The 14,164-nt window shown below is 63.2% G+C and carries 13 protein-coding genes and 1 pseudogene; 1 reads left to right on the top strand and 13 read right to left on the bottom strand.

Translation table 11 applies throughout. The annotated features are described in order from the left end of the window. A pseudogene (locus AC4D1W_RS15700) lies at nucleotides 1-137 on the top strand (2-dehydro-3-deoxyglucarate aldolase); the annotation flags it as partial. Nucleotides 138-333: 196 nt separating this feature from the next. On the opposite strand, the gene AC4D1W_RS15695 reads toward AC4D1W_RS15700, so the two are convergent. The 13 genes from AC4D1W_RS15695 to AC4D1W_RS15635 all read right to left on the bottom strand — a co-directional run bounded on the left by AC4D1W_RS15695 (nucleotide 334) and on the right by AC4D1W_RS15635 (nucleotide 14,095). Further along, entirely contained in the window at nucleotides 334-1,323 is a 990-nt protein-coding gene (locus tag AC4D1W_RS15695; protein ID WP_490899357.1) for a 2-hydroxyacid dehydrogenase, read from the bottom strand. Nucleotides 1,324-1,325: 2 nt separating this feature from the next. Beyond that, on the bottom strand, nucleotides 1,326-2,492 hold the full coding sequence (locus AC4D1W_RS15690; RefSeq protein WP_490899356.1) for a mandelate racemase/muconate lactonizing enzyme family protein: 1,167 nt from the start codon (nucleotides 2,490-2,492) through the stop codon (nucleotides 1,326-1,328). Next, nucleotides 2,489-3,580, bottom strand: a complete 1,092-nt coding sequence (locus tag AC4D1W_RS15685) for a tartrate dehydrogenase (RefSeq protein WP_490892688.1) — start codon at nucleotides 3,578-3,580, stop codon at nucleotides 2,489-2,491. Before AC4D1W_RS15685 ends, AC4D1W_RS15690 begins: the two co-directional genes overlap by 4 nt. A 23-nt stretch (nucleotides 3,581-3,603) precedes the next feature. Further along, complete coding sequence (locus AC4D1W_RS15680) at nucleotides 3,604-4,044, bottom strand: tripartite tricarboxylate transporter TctB family protein (RefSeq protein WP_490892780.1); 441 nt, start codon at nucleotides 4,042-4,044, stop codon at nucleotides 3,604-3,606. 1 nt (nucleotide 4,045) lies between these two features. Then, a complete protein-coding gene (locus AC4D1W_RS15675; protein WP_490892687.1) occupies nucleotides 4,046-5,611 on the bottom strand; it encodes a tripartite tricarboxylate transporter permease in 1,566 nt (521 codons plus the stop codon). After that, nucleotides 5,612-6,613 (bottom strand): tripartite tricarboxylate transporter substrate binding protein, encoded by a 1,002-nt coding sequence (locus AC4D1W_RS15670; protein WP_490892686.1) that lies wholly within the window; start codon nucleotides 6,611-6,613, stop codon nucleotides 5,612-5,614. Between the two features lie 133 nt (nucleotides 6,614-6,746). Further along, nucleotides 6,747-7,823: a tartrate dehydrogenase gene (locus tag AC4D1W_RS15665; protein WP_490892685.1), complete on the bottom strand. Its 1,077-nt coding sequence runs from the start codon at nucleotides 7,821-7,823 to the stop codon at nucleotides 6,747-6,749. Between the two features lie 68 nt (nucleotides 7,824-7,891). Further along, nucleotides 7,892-8,785 carry a LysR family transcriptional regulator gene (locus AC4D1W_RS15660; protein ID WP_490892684.1) on the bottom strand — a complete coding sequence of 298 codons (894 nt, stop codon included), beginning with the start codon at nucleotides 8,783-8,785 and terminating at the stop codon, nucleotides 7,892-7,894. A 19-nt stretch (nucleotides 8,786-8,804) separates the two neighbouring features. Next, on the bottom strand, nucleotides 8,805-9,800 hold the full coding sequence (locus tag AC4D1W_RS15655) for an acyl-CoA thioesterase (RefSeq protein WP_490899355.1): 996 nt from the start codon (nucleotides 9,798-9,800) through the stop codon (nucleotides 8,805-8,807). 100 nt (nucleotides 9,801-9,900) lie between these two features. Then, nucleotides 9,901-10,995 (bottom strand): class I SAM-dependent methyltransferase, encoded by a 1,095-nt coding sequence (locus AC4D1W_RS15650; RefSeq protein ID WP_490899354.1) that lies wholly within the window; start codon nucleotides 10,993-10,995, stop codon nucleotides 9,901-9,903. Beyond that, on the bottom strand, nucleotides 10,992-11,378 hold the full coding sequence (locus AC4D1W_RS15645) for a hypothetical protein (protein ID WP_490892681.1): 387 nt from the start codon (nucleotides 11,376-11,378) through the stop codon (nucleotides 10,992-10,994). Before AC4D1W_RS15645 ends, AC4D1W_RS15650 begins: the two co-directional genes overlap by 4 nt. Before the next feature lie 155 nt (nucleotides 11,379-11,533). Further along, nucleotides 11,534-13,186 carry a helix-turn-helix transcriptional regulator gene (locus AC4D1W_RS15640; protein ID WP_490899353.1) on the bottom strand — a complete coding sequence of 551 codons (1,653 nt, stop codon included), beginning with the start codon at nucleotides 13,184-13,186 and terminating at the stop codon, nucleotides 11,534-11,536. Nucleotides 13,187-13,270: 84 nt separating this feature from the next. Next, nucleotides 13,271-14,095, bottom strand: a complete 825-nt coding sequence (locus tag AC4D1W_RS15635; RefSeq protein ID WP_490899352.1) for a PhzF family phenazine biosynthesis protein — start codon at nucleotides 14,093-14,095, stop codon at nucleotides 13,271-13,273. Between the last annotated feature and the right edge of the window lie 69 nt (nucleotides 14,096-14,164).

Genomic DNA, 14,164 nt, shown 5'->3' with positions numbered 1-14,164 from the left:
CCGCCCGCCACTACCTGGACGCCGGGGCCGGCTTCATCCTGGTCGGTGCCGACGTCGCACTCCTGGCTCGGGGCTCCGAAGCCCTCGCCGCCCAGTACATCCCGGCACCCGACGGCGATACCCCCGCCAGCTACTGACCTTCCGAAGGGCAACCCATGACAGTTTCTCCAGCGCACTCCCCCGCCATCTCCTCTGAACGCGAAGCCCAGCTTCTCTCCACGCCATTCGCCTCGCCAACGCCAGGGAATACGGCCTGGCGTCCTACCTGTACAGCAGGGACTTCAATACACCGCCACCCAGTACATCGGGATTGCGGACCCGCACGCGAGTTGACTAGCTGCGTTCCGCCATCTTCGGAATTGGCGTGAGTGGCGGCTGGCCGTCGAGTACCGCCAGGATATTGTCGACGGCGTGATCGACCATTCGAGCACGTGTGGCCTCGGTCGCCGACCCTACGTGCGGCAGCGCAGCAATGCGCGGGTGGCGCAGTAGCGGATTGTCCGGGTCCCGGACAGGTTCTACATCGAAGACGTCCAGCCCTGCGGAGTGGATCTCGCCGTCGTCAAGCGCCTGGAGCAGGGCCTGCGTGTCAACCACCGGTCCGCGCGCGGTGTTGATGAGCGTGGCCGTACGTTTCATTCGGGCGAGTTCCGTGGCACCGATCAGCCCCTTCGTTTCCGTTACGAGCGGCACATGCAGGGACACGATGTCGGAGCGCTCAAGCAGTTCCGTCCATTCCACAGCCGAGGACAGCTCGGTGGTCCCGGTGCGTGAAAGGCTGTGGAGCACCGTCATACCGAAGCCTGCCGCCCGGCGGGCGACTGCCTGGGCAATCTGGCCGAAACCCACAAGGCCGAGGGTCGCTCCGGTGACGTCGAGTCCCAGGTGTTCGTCGAACCGTGACCGCTTCCACCGCCCTTCGCGCAAATCCTCGGCTGCCGGAAACAGGAGCCGGCGCGCCAGAAACATCAATGCGAAGGTGGTGTCCGCCGTCGTCTCGTGCAGTACGTTGGGCGCGTTGGTGATCATGATCCCGGCGTCCAGTGCAGCGGCGACGTCGACGGCGTCGTACCCGGCGCTGGGCAGGGCGATGATCCGCACGCTTCCGCGCACCGCTTCAACGAGGTCCCTGTCCACTCTGGCATAAGGCGCCAACACAGCATCGGCACCCCGGACCAGTTCGCGGAGCGCCTCGCCGGCGGCGGGCACGTCGTCGTCGGGCCAGAGGACCACGTCGGCGTACTCACGCAGCCGGTCGAGTCCCCCTCCCGGGAGGGAGGAACGGGTGACGGCCACACGGGGACAGGCCCGGGGAGCGACCATATTCAGTCGCTCAGCGAACGCATGACCTGGTAAAGGTCACTCTTGCCCTCAAAGCCGATTCCGGGAAGGTCCGGCATGGTGATGTAGCCGTCCTCCACCTCCACTCCATCCGGGAAGCCGCCGAAGGGCTGGAAGAGATCCGGGTAAGACTCATTGCCGCCGAGCCCCAGGCCGGCCGCGATGTTGAGCGACATCTGGTGTCCCCCATGCGGAACGCAGCGTGTCCGGGACCACCCGTACTCCTCGAGCATGGAAAGGGTGCGCAGGTACTCGACGAGTCCGTAGCTCAGTGCACAGTCGAACTGCAGCCAGTCCTTGTCCGGTCGCAGCCCACCGTAGCGGATGAGGTTGCGCGCATCCTGCATGGAGAACAGGTTCTCACCGGTTGCCAGCGGCTTCGCGTAGGCGGCGGCGACCTCTGACTGGGCCTCATAGTCCAGTGGGTCCACGGGCTCTTCGTACCAGAAGAGATCGTAGGCGGAAAGCGCTTCGGCGTACTCGATGGCCGTCTTCTGATCAAAGCGGCCGTTGGCGTCAACTGCAAGGCTCTGACCGGGACTGAGCATGCCCAGCACGGCCTCGATGCGTTGCAGGTCTTCGGCCAGTGGGGCACCGCCGATCTTCGCCTTGACCGTCGTGTAGCCGCGGTAGAGGTAGCTCTGCATCTCATCGCGCAGCCCCTGGATGCCGCGCCCGGGCTGGTAATAGCCACCCGCTGCGTAAACAAACACTCTGTTGTCAGCCTGGTTGTTCCCGTAACGCTCGGCCAGCAAACGGAAGAGCGGCTTTCCTTCGATCTTGGCCACGACGTCCCAGATTGCCATGTCCAAAGTCCCGACGGCGACGGAACGTTCACCGTGTCCGCCCGGCTTTTCGTTGGCCATCATGACGTCCCAGATGAGGGAGGGGTCAAAGTTGTCACCGGTTTCGTCGAGCAGGTCTTCCGGACGGGCTTCCATGATGCGGGGAATGATGCGCTCGCGCATCAACGAGCCCTGCCCGTACCTGCCGTTGGAGTTGAAGCCGTAACCGACCACCGGTTGCCCGTCGCGCTCGACGTCGGTGATCACGGCGACCAGGCTCAGCGTCATCTTGGTGAAGTCGATGAAAGCGTTCCGGATGGAGGAACTGATCGGGAGGGTCTCCTCGCGGATCTCTACAATTCTCATTTTCCAACTCCTGCATTGGTCAGGGATTTGAAGGCGGAAACCAGGGCATCGGACACCTCGTCCGTGGTTGCCGTTCCGCCGAGGTCAGGGGTTCGGACTTCGGTTTCGGTGAGGACATGTTCCATGGCGGCAATCAGGTCCCGTCCGGCGTCCTCGTGACCGAGGTGGTCAAGCATCATGGACGCCGCCCACACCTGGCCCAGCGGGTTGGCCTTCCCCTGCCCCGCGATGTCCGGAGCCGAGCCGTGGACCGGCTCGAACATCGACGGAAACTCCTTCTCCGGGTTCAGGTTGGCCGACGGCGCAATGCCGATGCTGCCGATGATCGCTGCGCCGAGGTCGGTGAGGATGTCACCGAAGAGGTTGGAGGCGACGACGACGTCGAACCGGGCGGGGTCGAGGACGAACAGCGCCGCGAGAGCATCGATGTGGTACTCGGACACCGTGAGGTCCGGGTGGTCCTTCGCGAGATTGCGCAGGATCTCGTCCCAGAACGGCATGGTGTGGATGATGCCGTTGGACTTGGTCGCCGAGGCCAGGATGCCCTTGCGCTGTTCGGCGAGGTTGATCGCGTAGTTCATTGCGCGCTCTACCCCGAACCGGGTGAAGATGGATTCCTGGATGGCCATTTCCTGCGGCATGCCGCGGTACAGGCGGCCACCGCTCTCGGAATACTCGCCCTCGTTGTTCTCCCGGACCACCAGGAAGTCGATGCCGCCGGCGGGCACCTTCCGCAGCGGGCTTTCGATTCCGGCGAGCAGCCGGACCGGGCGAAGGTTGATGTACTGCCGGAACGCACGACGGATGGGAATCAGCAACCCCCACAGCGACACATGGTCCGGTACCCCTGGAAAACCAACCGCTCCGAGGAAAATCTGGTCGCACCCGGCAAGCTGCTCAATGCCGTCCTCCGGCATCATCCTGCCGGTGCGGGAGTAGTACTCACACCCCCATTCGAACTCCTGCCAGTCGAAGCTGAAGCCGTAACGCTGTCCTGCGAGTTCGAGAAGTTTCTGCGCGGGCGGCATCACCTCGGTGCCGATGCCGTCGCCCGGGATGACGGCAATGCGGTAGCTGGCATTTGTCACGATGAAATCCTTCGGTTCGAAATTTACAGGGAGAATTCAGGCAGGCTGACGAAGAGGACCTGCGTGAAGGCGAGGTAGAACAGCACCACCACAACGACGGCGACGCCGAAGTCGAGGAGTACGTTCTTCCAGGTGGGACGCGAAGTCCGCATGAGCACGGCTACGAGGGTAAAGAACAGGATGCCGCCGTAGAGGTAGCCGAGAATCGGCAGGGAAGCCACCCAGGCGACCAGCAGCACCAGCGCCCGGCCGAGGTCTTTGTAGCCGAGCCGTCCGGTGTCGTGCCAACCGGTTTCACGGTCGCGCCAAAGGACTCCACGCGCGACGAGCAGCAGCCCAAGAACGGCCAGGACGAACAGGACAGCATCCGGGAAGATTCCGCCGTATTCGCTGGAGTAGCTGCGCTGGACCCAGAAGATCAGGCAGACCAGAAGGACTACGGCACCGCCGATGATGTTTCCCATATCAGTCACCCTCTCCAGTGTCGGGGCGTTGCGTGACCGGCGTGGCGGCCTTGTCGCCTGTCGCCGCCGTCGTCTTCGCTGCCCGTCGCTTCTGCAGGAGGGGCCAGAGGACCGAGACGAGGCACATGGCGATCAGCACAAGGCTGATGGGCCTGGTGAAGAACGTGGTCCACGGAAGAGCTGCGCCCGACGAGGTGAGGAGGCCCTGGACCAGGCCCGTCTCGGCGATGGTACCGAGGACCAGGCCGAGCACGATCGAAGCTCCACCGATGCCGACCCGCTGGAGCAGGTAGGCGGAGATACCGAGCGCGAGCATGATGAACACATCCACTACCGAGCTCCGAATGGCGTACGCGCCGATGATGGTCAGCACGGTGATGCCCGGCGCGAGGTAGCGCACGGGGAGCGCCATCACTCCGCGTTGCAGACCGCGGCCTGCAACGAGCCCGACCGGCACCATCATGACCGCGGATACTGCCAGCGCGATGATGAAAGTGTAGACCAGCGGCCCCGAGGTTGTGAAGAGCTCCGCACCGGGCCGCAGACCGTGGAGGAGGAGGACGCCGAGGATGATCGCATCCGGCGGCGTACCTGGAACGCCCAGCGTCAGTGTCGGGATGAACCCGCCGCCGACCGTACCGTTGTTGGCTGATTCGGATGCGACGACGCCGTCGATCTCCCCCTCGCCGAACGTCTCCGGGTGCTTGGAGGCGCGCTTCGCCTCGTTATAAGCCACGAGGTTTGCGACGCTGCCACCGGCACCCGGCAGGATTCCCACGAGGGTGCCGATGATGCCGGACCGGACAAGATTGACGGGGCGGCTCAGGATGTCCTTGAGCATGCCGCCCAGCCGGTCTTTCTGCCGGGTCTCGTCCACCATGTGCGCGTCGCGGGTACGCAGGGCGATAAGGCGAATGACTTCGGGGACGGTGAACAACCCGATCAGCGCCGGCACCAGCGGGATACCTCCCTGCAGCATGGGTTCACCGAAAGTGAAACGGACGTCGCCGCCGACCGGTGCAATACCGACGGTGGCCAGGAGCAGTCCGAGGAGTCCGCCGATGAGTCCCTTGAGCAGGGAGCCGGAGGCGAGGCTGGCGATGATCGTGAGGCCGAAGACCGCTACCCAGAAGTATTCCTGCGGGCCGAACCGCAGCGAGAACGACGCCAAGGGCGGTGCGAGGAAAATCAGCGCGATGACACCGATGATGCCGCCGACGAATGACCCCATGGTGGCGCCGACAATTGCATACTCGCTGCGTCCCTTCCGGGTGAGCGGATACCCGTCAAGGGCGGTCGCGATCGAAGACGGTGTTCCCGGTGCGTTGACCAAGATGGCTGTGAACGCACCACCATAGATGGCGCCCATGTAAAAGGCGCCGAGGAGGACCAGACCGGAGGTTGGATCCATGGCGAAGGTGAAGGGGACCAGCAGTGCCACGCCCATGGTGGCGCTCAATCCCGGCATTGCCCCGAGAGCCATGCCGCTCAAGGTGCCGATCAGCACCAGGAGCAGCATGGACGGGGCAAGGTTGGCGAGCAGCCCTTGCCCGAGTACCTCGAACATTTACGGGACCAGATCCAGCCTGGTCAGCAGGTCTTCGTAGACCGCCGTCCGCTCTTCGGTGAGTTCGACAGCCTCTTCAGGGCCGAAATTCTCAAGAACAAAGGCCTGCTCCTCGAAAGCCGCTACGAGCTCGGGATCCTGGTTCACCTCTTCAAACGCGTCGGCCAGCTTCTGCACGATGTCATCAGGAGTGTCCTTGGGTACCGATACGCCGCGGTAGGCGCCGTCGACGAGGTCATGGCCCTGTTCAGCGAACGTCGGGACATCCGGCAGTCCCGGCATGCGCTCCTCGGTGGCGACCGCGATGGCACGCACCTGATCGCCAAGCTGGGAAATTTGCGGGGTGTAGGACATCAGTGCGTCGACGTGCCCCCCGAGGAGGGCAGGCACCGCGGTGCCCGTGCCGGAGAACGGTGTGTACGTGACATCAATGCCGGCCATATCGTTCAGCATGAGGGTGCCAATGTGGTTGGCGCTGAAGTCACCGCTGCCGCCGACGGACATGGCGCCGGGGTTCTCCTTGGCCGCCGCGATGAAGTCGTCCAGGGTCTGGATGTCGCTGTCAGCCGGAACCAGCAGCGCGTTCGGGGTGCTCTGGAAGATGTAGACCTGCTTGAGGTCCTCGGTCTCGTAGCCGGCGTCATCGCGCAGCATCGGCTGCAGAATGATGTGCGGAAGGTTGCTGCCCATGAACTTGTAGCCGTCCGGCTCCATACGCGTGAGCTCGGACCAGCCGAGCGCTCCGCCGCCGCCGGGCTTGTACGAGATGTTAACAGTCTGCCCGAGTACCTCAGCCAGCTTCTCCTGCTGCAGGCGCGCCGTGATGTCGGACTCTCCACCGGCGTCGAAGGGCAGGATGTATTCGAGGCGTTTCTGCGGGAAATCATCCGCCGCTCCTCCGCCGGCCTCACCGCCTCCCCCACCTCCTCCACCACAGCCGGTCGCTGCGAGTGCGACGGCGATCGTTCCGACGATGGATGCGAGCATACGGCGGCTTTTCATCTTTACCTCCATTGGTAAGAGTTGGCGCTTCGTTGGTGGTGCGGGTTCGATTCGGATGGGTTAGCCGGTACTACGCTGTGCCACTACTGTGATGTGCGTCACTTTGGTGCACATACTGTTCACGGTGGACCTGTTACTTAAGGAAGTCAATGATGGCGTCGGTGACGTCATCGGTCGTGGCCGAGCCGCCCAGGTCCTTCGGCAGGAGCCCGGAGGCGGTAGTGGAGCGGATCGCCTCGGCGAGATTCCTCGCCTCATCGGTCAGACCGAAATGCTCCAGCATCAGGCCGGCACTGGCGATGGCTCCGATGGGATTAGAAATGCCCTGGCCGGCGATGTCCGGTGCGGAGCCGTGCACAGGCTCGAACATGCTGGGAAAACGCCGCTCGGGGTTGTAATTTGCGCTACTGGCAAGACCAAGGCTACCGGCGAGGGCACTGCCAAGGTCGGAAAGAATGTCAGCGTTCAGGTTGGACGCAACCACAACTGAAAGCTCTTCAGGCTTCAGCACGAATTTGGCTGCCATGGCGTCGACAAGGACGCTCTCGGTTTGAACATCAGGGTAGTCCTTGGCAACCCGCTTGAAGACGTCATCCCAGAGCACCATCCCGTATTGCTGGGCGTTGCTCTTCGTGACGCTGGAGAGCTTCTTCCGGTCACGCGTACGAGCGATCTCAAAAGCGAACCGGATTATCCGCTCGCAGCCAACCTCAGTGAAGAGCGAGGACTGCACCGCAACCTCACCGCCCTGTCCCCGCGCACCGAGATTGCGTCCGCCAAGTCCTGCGTACTCGCCTTCACTGTTCTCGCGCACCACGATCCAGTCCAGTTCAGTGTCATCCGCCTTGCGGAGGGGACTGGTAACGCCGGGAAGAAAATGCACTGGCCGGACATTCGCCCACTGGTCGAATCCCTGGCAGATAGCCAGTCGGAGACCCCAAAGACTGACGTGGTCGGGCACCGTCGGCCAACCAACTGCACCGAAGTAGATTGCGTCGAAATCCTTCAGCTGGTCGAGGCCGTCGTCGGCCATCATGACGCCGTGTTCCGCGTAGTAGTCGGAGCCCCAGGGGAATTCCGTCCAGTCAAAGGAGAAGGCTCCATCGGAGTTCTTAGCGATCGCGTCGAGTACCTTCTGCCCCGCGGCGGTGACCTCCTGACCGATGCCATCGGCGGGTATGGCTGCAATGCGAAATGCCTGTGGAGTCATGGTGCGAGACTAGGCCAGATCGTGACAGATGTCTCAGACCTAGATCCTCTTCGGGCTATAGGTTCAGTCTATAACGCCTTGTCAGCAACATACTGGCGGACTACGGCTGCGAAGGCCTCGGCTGCGGGAGTGAGCGGCCCCGTTCGGTAGGCCAACGTCACCTGGAGCGTGTGTGTGGGTTCAAGGTGCATGACGGCGGCACCGCTTTTTCGGGCGAAGTCAGCCCAGGCGGCGGCGAGCACTGCCACTCCCGCTCCTGCGAGCACGAGCGGCAGGACCGCCGTCCGGTGGGCAACTTCAACCGCCACGGTGGCGTCGACGCCGCTGGCCAGGATCTCGTCCACAACCAGCCTCATGACACTTCCCTCCTGGGAGGTGATGAACCTCTGCCCGGACAGCTCCCGGTAGTGCACCACCGATCCGTCTTTGAAGGGTTGGCCGTGAAGCCCAATCAGCACCATGGCTTGTTCCTCGACCGGCTCCAGCTGAATGCCGGCAGGTGGACGGAAGCCGGCACTGCCGAAGAGGCCAAGTTCGCATTTGCCGCTACCAAGAAGACGCATGACGTCGTCTCCTGTGTACGCCGAGTGTGCGCTGATTGTCATCCCGGGGTGGAGTTGCCCGAAACGCACTGCGATTGTTCTGAACGGCTCCACCGACTGCGACGGCATGAGGGCGAGATCCACCAGTCCGGCCTCCTTGCCCCGGAGGGCGCCGACCGTGGAACGGAAAGAATCGAGGTCACGGACTGTTCTCCGCGCGGGTTCTATGAGCGCGCGGCCCGAGGCGCTCACTACGACACTGCGGCCCGTGCGGTGAAAGAGCTGCACTCCCAGCTCCCGCTCAAGGGCCAGCACTGCCTGGGACAGCGAGGGCTGGGCGACGTGCAGCGCCGCTGCGGCCCTGGCGAAACCGCCGTGGTCGACGACGCCGAGAAAATACTTCAGGTGCCGGATGTCCATGAGCCAATCCTGCCCGACGCTACTCCGAGAGGTGGCTTGGCAAGCTGCTCCCCGGCGCTCGACCCCGGATCTCAAGCAGCTCACGGGCGTGCGCTGCCAGACGCTTGTCCTCGTCCGAGCGGGGTTCCCACTGTGGAACCGGCACTGCTGTACCTGTCTCGTCCCTGGCCACCATCACGGTGAGGCAGTACGTGGTGAGTTGCATGTCCCGCCCGGTGGGCTTGCCGGAGCGAACATGGACGGCGATGTGCATGCCCTTGTTGCCCGTGTAGACCAGGCGTGCCTCCACCTCGACCAGGTCACCGATCAGCAGCGGCCGGTAGAAGCGCACCCCGCCGGAGAAGACGGCCACTGTGTCCTGGCCGCAGTAGCGTGTGGCGCAGATGTAGGCGGCTTCATCGATCCAGTCCATGACGGTGCCGCCGTGCACCTTCCCGCCCCAGTTCACGTCCGTGGGTGCGGCAAGGAAGCGGAGGGTTACACGTTCGGCGGTGCCGGCGTCGGTGTATTCCTGCCCGTTCATGGCGGCGACGATGGCGTCGCGCACCTCGATCCGGGCAATTGCCTGGTCGCGCAGTTCGATTTCTTCGGGTGTCTCCGGTTGGAACTGCGGCACCGGTACGGGTTTGCCGTCCGTCCCCACTGCAACGAAGATCACGAGACATTGGCTGCGCATCGTCGCCTCTCCGCCCTGTACGTCCCCCGAGGAGACGATGGTACGGATGTGGAGCGAGGACCTGCCGGTGTAGACGATGGACGCTTCGACCTCGACCATGTCACCGACGTTCACCGGGTCGGCGAAGTGGATATTTCCCACGTACGCCGTCACGCAGTAGCTCTGCGCCCAGCCGACGGCGGCCGCGTATGCCGCTTTGTCCACCCATTCGAGCACTGTTCCGGCGTCCACCGAACCGCTGTGTCCGAGGTCCGTCGGCGCGGCGAGAAAGCGCAGCGTCACCGAATGCGGGTTGGGGCGGTCAGTCGTTTCGGCGCGTCCTCGCGTCCCGGTATCCATGGTTTTTACGGTAGCGGAAAGACACCTTTACTCACGGGTTGTGACTCCGCACGGATGGGGCCCTGGACATGCAGAGCCCCAGCCGAAATTTCCTAACTGGCTACTTCCAGGCAATGAAGTGGGAGTTGAAGGGATCCTCCTCCACGTCCTTGCACTCGATGTCCCTGAATCCGGCTTCGGCCAGCATCGACAACGCCCGCTGTGTGCCCCAGACGGTGCCCAGGCCATCTCCGTCCAGCCCCAGGGAGACGCTCATGCAGTGAAAGGTCGAAATTGCGTACAAATAGCTGCCCCACGGGAGTTCGATATTGTCCTCCACGTTGCTGGATGCCTTGATGTCCGCCATCAGGAACAAACCGCCATCACGCAACGCACGATGTACGTTGCACAGCACAGCCGCGGGATGGGCCTGATCATGAATGGCGTCGAAAGCGGTCACTGCATCAAAGCGGGACTCGACATCCATCGTGGCAACGTCCAGCACCTCAAATGTCGCGTTATCCAGTCCCATTTGCTCCGCTTCCGCTCGGGCAGCCTTGATAGCACTCTCCGAGAAGTCGAAACCGGTGAACCGGCTGGCGGGGAACGCTTGTGCCATCAGGTTGATGGCATGGCCGTGGCCGCAGCCGATGTCCGCGACCTCGATACCGTCCGCGAGCCGCCCAACCAGTCCTGGAACGAGGGGAAGTATTCCCTCCACCAGTACTGCGTCGTGCACCGCGGCACTGGTTTCAGCCATGTTCCTGTGGAAGTGGGTGTACTCCGTATAGGCCAACCCACCTCCTCGGCGGAACCGCTCAATGATCTTCTGCTCCACTTCACCCATCATCGTGATGTGTTGCATCAGGATCGCCAGATTGTCCGGACCTGCAGCGCTGGTGATCACGGCTGCATGCTCCCTGGGGAGCCGGTACGTCCCGGCACCGGCGTCGTATTCAACCACCCGAGCCGCAGTCATTCCGTTCAGCCATTCACGGACATAACGTTCGTTGAGGTCGCTGGCGTCTGCAATCTGCTCACTGGTGGCGGCCGGTAGCGTTGCGAGGATGTCAAGCAAACCGGTCTGGTGGCCAATGCTGGTCAGCACCGCGATCGCGGCGTCGTTCAGAATGCCGACGAAGCGTCCGGCGAAAGCCTCGGCGGAGGCCTCGTCGAACGCGCCTTCGTCCCGCGCTTCCATCTGGTCGATGGTCATGATTTTTCTCCTATACGAATCGGTGTTGATAGGGATTGATACCCGGGTATCAGTGCGGCGTCGGACGGCCCGGACGCCTCGTCTGCGATCTTCTGTCCGAAGCGACCCCGGTGACCCCACCGGAGCGCGTGGCGCAGATACATCGCGAGCATGAAAGCCGTGCTGATGAGGTAGAAGGCGTGAAGTACCCAGATCGGTCCGGCAGGCAAGCTGTAGACGTAGACGGAATGAATCAGATTGCCCGTGTTGCTCATCAGCAGATTGGTCAGGCTGTAGGACGCAAGATCACGGGTCCGCACCGCCTTCAGGATCATCGGCATGACGCTGCAGGCAAAGATGACGGTGGAGATACCTCCTGCCAGGATTGCTAAATCAGCATTCATGACGTGTTCCTTCTTCGACGTTCGTGGGGATGATGCGTGTCCCACGTTACGAAGCAGGCGATACCCCCGGCGTCGGGCGGAATACTCAGTTTCCGCCGCGAAGCAATGGCGCAAACTATGCATGAACGCGCGCAAGGAGGTAGGTTCTGCGCGGGCTACATACTTGCGCCGCGGATTTCATCCGGGAGCGCACTGGAATGCAAACCATGTCCGTGCGCCCAGGCGGCCGCCGCCGTGCGGGAAGATACGCCTATCTTGACGAAGATGTTGGCCAGATGCCTGCCGACAGTTTTCTGGCTGATGAACAGGGCCTCGGCGGTCTCCTTGTTGGTTGCGCCTGCAGCAATGAGTGCGAGCACGTCTGCCTCCCGCCGGGTGAGGCCGCCGGGCAGCTGTCCTCCGTCGAGCCGCTGGATGTCCGGCAGCGCGCCGAGTTCACGATAGATGGCAAGGGCCGCCGCCAAATCCGCGGCCGCTTCTCCCGTCCGGCCCAACCCGCGGTGTGCCTGGCTCAGCAGTTCGTAGGTTCTGGCTGTTTCGTAGCGGGCGTGCATCTCCCGGTATTCTCCGGCGGTGGCTTTCAGGACTGGCAATGCTTCTCCATACTGCGACTGTGCGATCAGCAGTGCTGCCCGCGCCTGGCCGGCCCAGGCACGAAATCCCGTGGTGGCGAAGTCTTCTGCTGTTTCTTCGAGCTGTATGCACAGGCGGTTCGCCTCATCCATGAACCCGCGGGCAAGTGCGATCTCGACGGCGGACTGCAGTAGCCGTGCACAGGTCAGTCGATCCCTCCCTGCCAATGCTTCGCATAGTCCGGACCAGGCGGCATCTTTCTCTCCGGAAGCCTGCTGAAGCAGCGACTCCCCCGGCTGTGGATCGGTGCCCAGGCTTCGCGCCCTGGCATAGGCTTTGAAGGCTCCCGTAACGTTCCCCCGGAGCCGTCGCAGTTCACCCAATTGGTAGAAGGCCTCACCGGCTACCCAATTGTTGCGGCCCACAAGCTCGGATCCGCTTTGCTCGATTGCAGCTTCCGCGGCTTCCCAATCACCTTCGATGCTGGCCAACTGGAGCCGATGGATACGGCAGATCCCCGAATACACCACGTCACCCGAGAACTGTTCGCACCACTGCTCGGTTGCCCTGGTCCACGCACGCATCCGGTGAAGGTCACCGAGGTTGTGGCAGGCGTGAATGACGGTGCAATAGATTCCCCCGGCCCACTCCGGCAGGACCTGGCCGGCAAGGACAGGCAGCATGGCTTCGTCCAGCTGAGCGAAACCGGACGCGGTGTTGCCGTTGCTGATGTCCGAGAGCCCGGCAAGAACGAGACTGAATGAAGTCAATGCCGGGTTGCGCAGCCGACGCCCCAAATCCCGTAGTTTCACCGCGGCTTCCCGGGCCGCCGCTAAATTCCCGCTCTCCCAGGCGATGGCGGAATCCAGGTAGATGAGGTATCCGTGCTCCGGTCCTTCAGGAAGTTCCTGCAGGATCCGGCGCGCGCGGCTGATCCAGCCTGACGAGATGACAACATCGCCGCGAATGAGCCAGACCAGCCCGAGGTCCAGCGCCTTCATGGCAGCACCGGCGGCATCGCCGTCGTTTTCGAGCCTGTGGTAAGCGTCTTCTGCGAGCTCCAGCGATTCCTTCACCTGCCCCAGCCACCACGCGGCGCTGCCCAGCAAGCTCAGGTCTTCAGCGGATAGTTCCGCCACCGCTCGGGCTTGCGAGAGGTCTCCGTAGGCAGCGCTCCAGTCCCCCTGCGCATACGCGGTATGCGCAGCAGCCAGCAGTTGATCGAACTCCTGCATTCGAGCCTCCATCTCAACGGTAGCGCCGCTCTGACCGATGGTCGAGGGCCTGCAGTTCGCGCTGAGCGGGCGGCGCGGGGGTAGCTACAGCTCTGACGCGCTGCCCGTCACACAAACACGACCTTCGAGCGGGATCTCGACGTTTATCAACGAAGGCCGCCCCACCTCCGCGCCCTGTTCAACTTGGATCACGGCGGGTAACGCCAAGTGTCCACCTGCCCGAAGACAGAATCCGAGGCCTGCCGCAGCCGACCCGGTGGCAGGGTCCTCTCGGATGCCGCCGCGGGGGAACGGATTGCGGGAGATAAACCGGTCAGTTGAGACTCGGTGGACGACAGGGATGGTGCCGTCCCAACGCTCGCGGTCCTGAATGCGCAGAACCGCCTCGTCATCGTGGTTGAGCAAGGCCAGAACCCCTTCTTTCACGAAGACGATTGGATGCGGATTCCCTCCGCGCACGAACACCGCTGGTAAAGCGGGGTCGAGGTCGTCACTCGAGAGGCGGAGGGCGGCGAGCAACTGGTTCAACAGCTCGTCGCTTAGCGGGTCGACGACTGTGTCAACTGCAGTGAGGGTCGCGGAGTCAGACGAGACCCTCACGAGCACCTCTCCAACGTTCGTTTTGAGGGCCACGGCGGGTCCGGCGCCTCGCCGAGCAAGCGCGACTCCTGAGGCGATGGTCGCGTGTCCGCAAAAGGCGATCTCGTCGCGAGGCGTGAAGTAACGGATGTTCGCTGATTCAGACGTAACCGCGGTGAGAAACGCAGTTTCGCTGAACCCAAGTTCGGCCGCGATTCTCAGCATGTCGGCCCGGGAGAGCGCTTCGGCGTCGACGACGACCCCGGCAGGGTTGCCCGAACGCGGATTCGAGTCCGACGTGGTGAAGGCGCGGTACGTGAGGATCTCCATGATTGGAGATCCTACGGCCGCATCGGCCTGCTTCTCGCGGGCCAATTCGAGACGAGTGGCCCGCCCGGA

Source organism: Arthrobacter sp. TJ-170 (assembly GCF_058269305.1).
Note: the sequence above shows the minus strand (reverse complement) of the source record. Positions and strands in the feature narration are given on the sequence as shown.

Bases quoted from the DNA above. Each gene is read 5' to 3' on its own strand.
- AC4D1W_RS15695 (WP_490899357.1), bottom strand. From the start codon at position 1,323: ATGGTCGCTCCCCGGGCCTGTCCCCGTGTGGCCGTCACCCGTTCCTCC.
- AC4D1W_RS15690 (WP_490899356.1), bottom strand. From the start codon at position 2,492: ATGAGAATTGTAGAGATCCGCGAGGAGACCCTCCCGATCAGTTCCTCC.
- AC4D1W_RS15680 (WP_490892780.1), bottom strand. From the start codon at position 4,044: ATGGGAAACATCATCGGCGGTGCCGTAGTCCTTCTGGTCTGCCTGATC.
- AC4D1W_RS15675 (WP_490892687.1), bottom strand. From the start codon at position 5,611: ATGTTCGAGGTACTCGGGCAAGGGCTGCTCGCCAACCTTGCCCCGTCC.
- AC4D1W_RS15670 (WP_490892686.1), bottom strand. From the start codon at position 6,613: ATGAAAAGCCGCCGTATGCTCGCATCCATCGTCGGAACGATCGCCGTC.
- AC4D1W_RS15665 (WP_490892685.1), bottom strand. From the start codon at position 7,823: ATGACTCCACAGGCATTTCGCATTGCAGCCATACCCGCCGATGGCATC.
- AC4D1W_RS15660 (WP_490892684.1), bottom strand. From the start codon at position 8,785: ATGGACATCCGGCACCTGAAGTATTTTCTCGGCGTCGTCGACCACGGC.
- AC4D1W_RS15655 (WP_490899355.1), bottom strand. From the start codon at position 9,800: ATGGATACCGGGACGCGAGGACGCGCCGAAACGACTGACCGCCCCAAC.
- AC4D1W_RS15650 (WP_490899354.1), bottom strand. From the start codon at position 10,995: ATGACCATCGACCAGATGGAAGCGCGGGACGAAGGCGCGTTCGACGAG.
- AC4D1W_RS15645 (WP_490892681.1), bottom strand. From the start codon at position 11,378: ATGAATGCTGATTTAGCAATCCTGGCAGGAGGTATCTCCACCGTCATC.
- AC4D1W_RS15640 (WP_490899353.1), bottom strand. From the start codon at position 13,186: ATGCAGGAGTTCGATCAACTGCTGGCTGCTGCGCATACCGCGTATGCG.
- AC4D1W_RS15635 (WP_490899352.1), bottom strand. From the start codon at position 14,095: ATGGAGATCCTCACGTACCGCGCCTTCACCACGTCGGACTCGAATCCG.